The organism is Parendozoicomonas verongulae (assembly GCF_009711465.1).
GTDB classification, from domain to species: Bacteria; Pseudomonadota; Gammaproteobacteria; order Pseudomonadales; family Endozoicomonadaceae; genus Sansalvadorimonas; species Sansalvadorimonas verongulae.
The window spans coordinates 181-407 of record NZ_SMME01000619.1 but is presented as its reverse complement, the minus strand read 5'-3'; the positions used below and the strand labels follow the sequence as shown (position 1 = coordinate 407).

Genomic DNA, 227 nt, shown 5'->3' with positions numbered 1-227 from the left:
AGGTGCCACAACATGGATCCGGGACAAGGCTAACATGTGTCATGTATCTCCAGATGAGGAAGATCTCCCTCACATCCACTGTTCCCCCCTTCCTTCGGGAGAGCTGTTTCCTTCCCGGTTTTCGCATTTAAGTGTCTGGCTACGTGAGCATTACAGAAAGCTTCAGGTGCGAACTGACGACGACATGCCTGCAGACTCCTACGGTATGTACACGGTAAGCGTCCACG

At 52.4% G+C, this 227-nt stretch carries 1 protein-coding gene; it reads left to right on the top strand.

Annotation, left to right across the window (positions count from 1 at the left end; genetic code table 11):
• Positions 1–34: 34 nt before the first annotated feature.
• Positions 35–227 (top strand): hypothetical protein (locus tag E1189_RS24895; protein WP_230460016.1); only part of this gene is annotated, 193 nt, incomplete at its 3' end.